The organism is Aquimarina addita (genome assembly GCF_039539305.1).
Taxonomy (GTDB): Bacteria; Bacteroidota; Bacteroidia; order Flavobacteriales; family Flavobacteriaceae; genus Aquimarina; species Aquimarina addita.
Genome location: NZ_BAABCW010000039.1, coordinates 1 through 8117, shown reverse-complemented (window position 1 = coordinate 8117; position 8117 = coordinate 1). Strand labels below are relative to the sequence as shown.

Annotated in this window: 8 protein-coding genes and 1 pseudogene; 2 read left to right on the top strand and 7 right to left on the bottom strand. The window is 32.1% G+C overall.

Annotated elements, in window-relative coordinates:
- Window positions 1-65 precede the first annotated feature (65 nt).
- The gene (locus ABD816_RS21835; protein ID WP_344931017.1) at window positions 66-404 is read right to left on the bottom strand and encodes an SMI1/KNR4 family protein; all 339 of its coding nucleotides are present in this window, start codon (window positions 402-404) and stop codon (window positions 66-68) included.
- 225 nt (window positions 405-629) lie between these two features.
- Here ABD816_RS21835 and tnpA point away from each other — a divergent pair.
- Window positions 630-1067: pseudogene (tnpA, locus tag ABD816_RS21830) on the top strand (IS200/IS605 family transposase).
- Between the two features lie 57 nt (window positions 1068-1124).
- On the opposite strand, the gene ABD816_RS21825 reads toward tnpA, so the two are convergent.
- Both ABD816_RS21825 and ABD816_RS21820 read right to left on the bottom strand, forming a co-directional pair.
- The gene (locus ABD816_RS21825) at window positions 1125-2651 is read right to left on the bottom strand and encodes an amidohydrolase family protein (protein ID WP_344931016.1); all 1527 of its coding nucleotides are present in this window, start codon (window positions 2649-2651) and stop codon (window positions 1125-1127) included.
- 236 nt (window positions 2652-2887) lie between these two features.
- Window positions 2888-3979 carry a serine hydrolase domain-containing protein gene (locus ABD816_RS21820; protein ID WP_344931015.1) on the bottom strand — a complete coding sequence of 364 codons (1092 nt, stop codon included), beginning with the start codon at window positions 3977-3979 and terminating at the stop codon, window positions 2888-2890.
- Between the two features lie 131 nt (window positions 3980-4110).
- Between ABD816_RS21820 and ABD816_RS21815 the strand changes: the two genes are divergently transcribed.
- On the top strand, window positions 4111-5169 hold the full coding sequence (locus ABD816_RS21815) for an IS110 family RNA-guided transposase (RefSeq protein ID WP_344931019.1): 1059 nt from the start codon (window positions 4111-4113) through the stop codon (window positions 5167-5169).
- A 343-nt stretch (window positions 5170-5512) separates the two neighbouring features.
- Here the strand turns inward: ABD816_RS21815 and ABD816_RS21810 are convergent, their stop codons facing one another.
- The 4 genes from ABD816_RS21810 to ABD816_RS21795 form a co-directional block, all read right to left on the bottom strand.
- Window positions 5513-6157 carry a hypothetical protein gene (locus ABD816_RS21810; protein ID WP_344931013.1) on the bottom strand — a complete coding sequence of 215 codons (645 nt, stop codon included), beginning with the start codon at window positions 6155-6157 and terminating at the stop codon, window positions 5513-5515.
- A gap of 199 nt (window positions 6158-6356) precedes the next feature.
- Complete coding sequence (locus ABD816_RS21805; RefSeq protein WP_344931012.1) at window positions 6357-6830, bottom strand: hypothetical protein; 474 nt, start codon at window positions 6828-6830, stop codon at window positions 6357-6359.
- Between the two features lie 41 nt (window positions 6831-6871).
- A complete protein-coding gene (locus ABD816_RS21800; RefSeq protein ID WP_344931011.1) occupies window positions 6872-7267 on the bottom strand; it encodes a hypothetical protein in 396 nt (131 codons plus the stop codon).
- A 213-nt stretch (window positions 7268-7480) separates the two neighbouring features.
- Window positions 7481-7975, bottom strand: a complete 495-nt coding sequence (locus ABD816_RS21795; protein WP_344931009.1) for a hypothetical protein — start codon at window positions 7973-7975, stop codon at window positions 7481-7483.
- Window positions 7976-8117: the final 142 nt, after the last annotated feature.

The window sequence follows — 8117 nt, the reverse complement described above, 5'->3', positions numbered from 1 at the left end:
CCTTAAAAAGGTAAGTTTAGCCTTATAAAAGCTAACTTGCTTTTATAAAATCCCATAAATCTTCGCTAAAATTTACAATCAACAATTAAAATCTGAAAATATACAAAATAAAAAGACTGCCTAAATTGCTTTTTAGACAGCCTCATTACAAATTCAAGAAATTCGTCAAAGTTTTTTGCTATAACAGAAATAGGCTCAGGTTCTGCACATGGTAAATAAATTATTTGACCATATTGACCTTTTGTATCTGGGTCATAATCTATACATAAATATTGTCCAGATTCATCAGTAGCGAAAGGGATTCTTTTAGGATTATACAAGTCAGGTTTGACCATATTATCTTGATATATACTTTCAGGATAACGACTATTGTTTTCTTTAAAGAAATTAATGTCATTAATCATTTGTTCAGTACTTGAAAGAAATAACCAAGAATAGCAAGTTTATTATTGCCTTCTCCGTTAGTATACTTTAATAGTTTTTTTAAGCTTAAAGGTATATCTAACCCTGATATTTTTTTAGATTATTTAGTTCGCTTCCTGTAGTTCCTTTATTGGTCTCAAAAATAGTTAAAACTATGCACTTTAGTGCATTTCGCTTTGGCTTCTAAAAACCATTATCTTTGGTTTATGGGAGATCAAAGGTCAAATGGACATACAGTTTTGAGATTGACAGCTCATTTGGTTTGGAGTACTAAGTATAGGTATTCAGTTCTTCAAGGAGATATTCCAATTCGCTGTCATTCATTACTAATTCAAATATGCGAATCAGAAGATGTATTGATATTAAAAGGAGTTGTATCTAAAGATCATATTCATATGCACATCGAATATCGTCCAAGTTTGAGTCTAAGTTATCTTGTTAAAAAATTGAAAGGAAGATGTTCTAGGAAATTACAGCAAGAGTTTCCCAATCTTAAGCAAAAGTACTGAGGTCGTCATTTTTGGGCTATTGGTTATGGTTGTTGGAGCAGTGGTAATATTACAGAAAAGATGATTAATGAATACTTGGAACATCATAGAAAGCCTGAAGATGGGGATTCAAGTAACTTCATTTTAGACAAATGACCATTGGGTGACTTTAAGTCACTAGCTTGAAACTATGGACTTCAAGTCCATAGTGGTTCATTTTATAAATTCATCTATTTCAATGCTTCTATTTTTATTATTTACCTGTTCTATAGACTTTAAAATATCATTGATTTGAGTCTTATCAATTAAATTTTTATTAAAGAAGACGTATTCTATTGTTTTTGTGTTTTTAATGTCTTCTAATGGATTCTTCGATAATAGAACTAAGTCTGAATTATATCCGACTTTAATTTTTCCAGAATTACTTTTCATCCATTCATTTGGTGCAACTGTTGCTGAATAAAGTACTTCTGTATTTGTCATACCGTATCCTGATAAAGTTTCTAATTCTTTGTGAAGGGAAAAACCAGCTACCATTGGTGAGACATTTGCATCTGTACCTGCTAATATAGTTACATCATATTTGACGAGAGATTTTGTCATAATTCGTATAGCCTCAATGTAAGTTTTCCAAAATATTTTAGTTAACTTTCTTTGTTCAAAATCATCTATTCCATCATATTCATATGAATTTCTGGTTGGTAACCATCCCAGTTTAACGATAGATGTTCCTTCGCTTATTTTAGGGTTGACATATTTCAATTGGACTTCTCTAAGTTTGGATTCTAAATCAAATTTTTGTATAAGAAGACTTTCCATTAAAGCAACAGTAGAAGTAACATTGACTTGGTTGTTTTTTAACTCTTTTGCTATTTGGTCTGAACGAGATTTTAAAAAAGTAATATATTCTTCTGGATTTCTCGCAATAGATTTTTCAAACTCATCCATATTTTGTTTAGTTAGTTCTTCAATATGAGCTACTTCTTTTTGTCCTGATTGATAAAATGATTTTAAATTTATTTCATCTGGAATATGACCAATTACAGGAATATCATTTTCTTTGGCAACCTCTATGGTTGCATTAAACATCTCAGTATTAACAAAACTGTACATTTTAAGAGCATCATATCCCATTTCTTTTACCTTCTGTATTGCTTTTTCGGCATCCTCTTTAGTGTTATAATTTAATGTTTGCCTAGTCCACTGATGGTAATAACCCTCTAAACCATTTATACTAGAAATAGGGGCAGAGGCAACAAACATTCTTGGTCCTATTTCATCATTTGTTTGAATTGCTTTTTTCCAATCTAAAGCTATTGCTTTTCCTGCCATTTCTCTAATAGATGTTATTCCGTTTACTAGATATAAATACAGGTCATTTTTACTTTTTTTTAAGTGAACGTGAGAATCTACAAGGCCAGGAATCAAATACATATTTGTACCATCAATTATTTTTATGCTTTTATTGATTGTTAGATTTGAATCAATAGAAACGATTTTGCCATCTTGTAAGAGTACGTTTTGATTTTCGATAAAATAGCCACAATCTTCAGATAGAATCGCTACATTTTTAATTTGAATTGCTGACGATGGCTTGATAATTTCGGAAATATTTATGATTTCAGTAGAGCTTCCTAAAATCTTATTTAACTCATAATCAATATAGCAATAAGAGCCAATCCCTCCTATTATAAGAAGTAATAAGATAGCTTTAAATATTTTGAATAATGTTTTTTTCATAATGTGTTATCTGTTGATTTTTCATCTTGTTGCCAACGTTTAAAATATGTGTCGTAGTAGGGCAAAATATTACCTTGCTTTTCGATTTTTCTGTGCATCGGTTGCTATATTTTTCCATTCTGCAAGCATTGCACCTTCATAAATATACACAAACCAATCGATTAATCACTTAGCTGCTATGATCACATACTTTGTTATCTCTTGTTTTTTCGCACAATGCTTATCGATTTCCGAATTTAGGGTAAAGTATATTCCAATCCTGAATAAATACTTAAAATTCCGATTAAAACATCATTGGAAGGCATAGAAACACCATTAAAAGTATGAGATACGGTTACATTGTCGTTTGGAAAATGCAAAGTTGCGGATTGAAATCCGTCCAATTGTCCAGTATGACCAAATGCTATTTTTTGAAAAAATGGTATTGTAAACATTCCAAAACCATAATTCTCAACCATATTTTGCATTGATTGTAGTGAAGTTTGAGATACCACATTTCCAGCAAAAAGTTCGTAATAAAAAGTGTTTAAATCTTCTGGGTTAGAAACTATTGAACCTGTTCCGTTTACAAGAGTTGTATTGGTTTCAATTGCGAGAACCCAATTACTGGATTGAAGATTATAAGATAAAGCCTCGTTATTTATTGTTTCAATAGTTCCACCATTATATGTGTTTGTTAATCCTAAAGGAATAGTTATTCTATCTCTTAAAGCATCTGAAAAAGATTTCTGGTCTATACTTTCAATTATAAAGCCCAAAACTACATAATTAGTATTTGAGTAAAGTGTTTGTTCATTTGGTTGAAAAACAGTTTCATTTTGAACAAATAAGTCAATCAATTGCTGTTGTGTTGCGGGTTGTGTTACAATATCTGTTCCGTATGCAGTATCAGTATAATTAAATAGACCACTTCGATGTCTTAGTAGATGTTCAATTGTTATTAAACTTGAATTGGGTAATTCGGGAAAATAGTTGTCAAGTGTTGTTGATAGGGTTAAACTATTTTCTTCTATCAATTGCATAATCATTGATGCAGTAAAAGTTTTTGTAATTGAAGCAATTCGATATTTTGTTTGTGCTGTGGCAGAAATACCATTGGCAATATCTGCTTGTCCATAGGATTTTTGATAATCTAATTGACCATCTTTAAATATTGCTACGCTACCCATTCCAAGATTATCTTCTTCAAGGATTGACAAAAAAGTATCCATTTTGTTTCTGTCAAAACTTTCTCCAAATTCAAAACTTTCGTTCGTATCGTTGTCAGAGCAACTAATAAGAGAAAATATGATAAAAAAGCTAAAAATCAGATGTTTAATATTTTTCATAATGTTTGTTTTAAATAAGAGATAACGTCTCTTGTATGTTGCGTTTGCTTCCCGAAGGGAGCATATGCAATATAGCAACAATGTAAAAGCAGTATCCTAAGTTAGTATAATAAAAACCATTTAATTTCTTCATTATAAAAACAAAGGACACTGCATCATCAAAGTTATTTATTGGCATCGACGTACACAAGCGAAGTTGGAAAATTCATACAGCTACAGATCTATTTAATGGGTCTTCCATCACGACTCCACCGAATGCTTTCGCGCTTCAAAAATATATAGATAAACACTATAAAGGTTATCAGATACATTGTTGTTATGAATCTGGATGTTGTGGCTTTAGCCACCATCGTTTGTTTGAATCATTCGGATGGAATTCTTTGGTGGTTAATCCTGCAGATGTCCATAGACCTGCCAAAGCACAATTTCAAAAGACAGATAAAATCGACGCCAGACTGCTTTGCAAAGAACTAAAAGATGGTCGTCTTAAGGGAATTCATGTTCCTGATGTGGAGCGAGAACAATTGCGTTGTCTATTTCGTCGACGTAATGATTTAGCTAAAGAACAACGCAAGATCAAAACTCAGGTCAAAATGCAGCTACTGTATTTGGGCATTGAAATTCCCAAAGCTTTAGATAGACCACATTGGTCTCATAAATTTAGAAATTGGCTTAAGGACTTATCTTTCGATTACAAGACAATGGATTATTGTTTTCAAACGCGTTTAGAGGCGTATGATTTTGTAGATAAGCAAGTGCAAAGTGTGAGTGTCAAATTACGTGCTTATTGTCGTAAACATTATAAAAAAGATTATTATCTACTTAGATCTGTTCCCGGTGTTGGACCTATTGTGGCTTGTGGAATTATCTGTGAGTTGGGAGATCTTAGAAGATTCAAAAGCTTTAAGCAGTTAGCCAGTTATGTAGGTTTGATTCCATCAGTACATCAGAGTGGGGGTCATCTAAGGACTGCTGGACTTACACCTAGAGCCAACCAACTTATGCGAAGTTATTGGGTAGAAGCCACTTGGCAGGCTTTGCGTTTTGATCCTGTGATGCAAGTATATTATCGTTCTCATCAAGGGAAGGATTTGAAACGTATCTTAGTGAAAGTGGCCAGAAAATTATTAAGTCGGATTCATGCGATTATAAAAACAGAAACACCCTATCAAATAGGTGTGATAAAGTAAAAAATAACATAAGCCTTAAAACTCGAAAATACTTTTGGCTCAGAATGGGATAACTAAACAATGTAGGTGAAACTTTTATTGGTTATCACATTTTATAGCAAGTTGCCTTGTTAGCCAATCATAATCATAGAGATGCTGGTGGATTCGTTTTAAGCGGATACCACATATAGGATGCGGAGTTACTTATAGGGCTGAGTATTGAAATATTGACAACGCTTTAATGGCGTTGCCAACATTCCAACACTCTAAAATCATCATCATAATGAGATAAATAAAATAAAAAAACATCGTAAATTTAACCTAGGACTAGGGAAAGGGCTTTACATAGGATACATTGTTGGCATTAGTTTTTTGTGTAAGCGATTCTTCTCGAAGCTTTACGCATTATTCTGTTAATTAAATCATCATTATCACTTCCGATACTTCCCCTAACTTTTTTGTTGTAATTAACGAGAAGTTCTCCATCAACAGAATTATAAATACTTAAGTTTATTGTTGCAGAGTTTGTTGTACCCCAAAATCCAATTAATAAACCTAAAGCAACAGAAGCTCCTTCAGACATCGGTTTGTTAGTTTCAAAAGTTCCCATAATTATTGAGTCTACTTCTAATATTTTGGCTAACTCCGATGGTGTATACTTTTCATAATTATCTAAATTTATTCCAGCTTTTTTAAGTTTTGCATTTGTTGTTGCAGGGCTTTGAACATCAACACTTAGTGTTCCTCTCTTTTTCCTCTTTAAAAACCAAGAATACATAGCGGACTGAATTGACTCTCCCTCTGATTTTTCCATTCTTTCTAATTGTTCAGAGGTTATGTCTTTCATTTGTTTTGGTCTTAGAGCAACAGATGCTTTAAAAGGGATAACGCCAATAATTCTATGGTCTTTCGCTATTTTATCAAAATCAGGATTCTCAAATAAATTAGTTTGACTAATAATCGAATTGCTAAAAAAGATTGTGAAGATTAATAGTAATAGTTTTTTCATTTGTTTCAGTTTTTAAATTAATGCTAACGTTTAATATATGTGTCGTACCAGAGCAAAATGTTACCCTATTTTCGACAAAAACTGCGCATTGGTTGCTAACTTTCACTTTTTCCAAGCATTGTGCCTTACCAAATATACAAGAACCATTCGATTGATCACTTAGCTGCTATGATCACATATATGTCGTTGTGTGTAGTTTTTAATCTTTAAAATCAACCTTTTCTATTTCTCTATTCAAAAAACGAATTTCATTCTGAACCCATTTCTCATTTTCGAATTCTGTCAATACGGTATACGAAAAATTTGCTAAGCGTGCGGAATTTGAAGAATTTATATTTGCTAATGACCAATAATAGATGGTGATATTATGCCCAGAATCAATGGTTCTGTCAATAAATTTTTTATAAGCATTTCCGTTTTGTAATATAATTGGATTATTCGATGTTTGATTATCGGCATTCAAAACTTCTAAGACATCTTTTTTCTCCATTGGGTTAGGCGAGTTCAGCATTAGCAAACGGATTCTGAAAGTTCCAGAGAATGGAATGTCCTCATAAAAAGTCCCACTTGTTTCTTCAGATTCATATTCTTCGATCCAATCTGAAGGTATATTGAATGAGATTAGACCGTTATAAAAGTAAATCTTTTTTGTTTTATTTAAATCACTTGACATTTATTCTCTTAATTACACACAAATAATGTTGTATGTTCGTTTTATTTATTCCATATTTTATTTCTGTAAGCGATCCATTTTTGCATATCATTTTTCGAGCGTTCATTGTCAAAGAAATTTGGACTTGATCCATCGGTAGCCTTTAAATCAAGTGTAGAGAGAATATTGGCTATGCATGGAATGGCCATCTCACTTCCTCTAATGTGCATAACGAATCCATTCAATTTTTCAACATTTCCCATGTTAAACTCTATCGAAAATTGATCATTGTCGAGTCTGCCCCAAGATGGGTCTGAGAAATCAATAGTAGGTTCGGCTTCCTTAATCTTATCTATTGTTTCAGATCTTTTGCCAATAGGCTTAGGATTAAAATCATCTGGAATCTCATCTAATGAATTCACATCTCCCCAATCTTGAACAAATAAGTCCCAACTCATATTTTTAATTCAGCTTAATTACACACAACGTTACGGCTATGATTAGTGCGGCGTAGAAATTCAGCGAATTTCAAGCTAGCACAAGTAAAAGCCTTTGTACGTTTTTTAGTTTGAGTTTAAAAATAAGAAAAAAGCTTTTGCGACAATGCAAATCAGCCAACATTTCGGCCAACACTTGCTCCCGCATTAATTATAGGTATTGTTGTGCGTTCGTTATACTCCTAATTCATCAGCTATGTCATAGTATTTTTCTAAATATTCAGGAGTCCACCTATGTTTTGATAAACCAACTGTATCAAATTCATCCTCTCCAAGTTTCTTTTTTACTCCAAGGTATTTTAGAGACTGATTTATTGATTTTATTTTAGAATCTACTAAAGTGTCTTTTTCATATACATTAGCCGATTGAACGCCTATACCTGCGAAATAATCAGTAGAGATAATCGCAAATATTGGTTTGTCAGTTTTGGTTATTATTACCATCAATTCACTTAAAGCAATTTCAGATGGATATAACATATATTCAGCGTTGTTAATGTCCAAATTACCTTTAGTTTTTAATTTTGCTTGCCAACAAGCGGAATAATAATGGTCAATATGAAACATTGTTAAATCAAATCCTAAATCAATGTCTATCAAGTCTAATTCTTTCGCTTTTTCTTTTTCGAAAGCCCCCTTGAGTATTATAGCAGAAATATTATGTCCCATATAGTTTTTTTGATGTGTTCGTAAAGGGAGATAGTTTACACAAGTTAAAGATTAAGGTTTACACTAAATTAATTTCTAATCTTGTTGATTGTTGTTTATTTCTAAGATGTTTTTCATCAAAGAAACCTAAAAATACATTTCT

Bases quoted from the DNA above. Each gene is read 5' to 3' on its own strand.
- ABD816_RS21835 (WP_344931017.1), bottom strand. From the start codon at position 404: ATGATTAATGACATTAATTTCTTTAAAGAAAACAATAGTCGTTATCCT.
- ABD816_RS21825 (WP_344931016.1), bottom strand. From the start codon at position 2,651: ATGAAAAAAACATTATTCAAAATATTTAAAGCTATCTTATTACTTCTT.
- ABD816_RS21820 (WP_344931015.1), bottom strand. From the start codon at position 3,979: ATGAAAAATATTAAACATCTGATTTTTAGCTTTTTTATCATATTTTCT.
- ABD816_RS21810 (WP_344931013.1), bottom strand. From the start codon at position 6,157: ATGAAAAAACTATTACTATTAATCTTCACAATCTTTTTTAGCAATTCG.
- ABD816_RS21805 (WP_344931012.1), bottom strand. From the start codon at position 6,830: ATGTCAAGTGATTTAAATAAAACAAAAAAGATTTACTTTTATAACGGT.
- ABD816_RS21800 (WP_344931011.1), bottom strand. From the start codon at position 7,267: ATGAGTTGGGACTTATTTGTTCAAGATTGGGGAGATGTGAATTCATTA.
- ABD816_RS21795 (WP_344931009.1), bottom strand. From the start codon at position 7,975: ATGGGACATAATATTTCTGCTATAATACTCAAGGGGGCTTTCGAAAAA.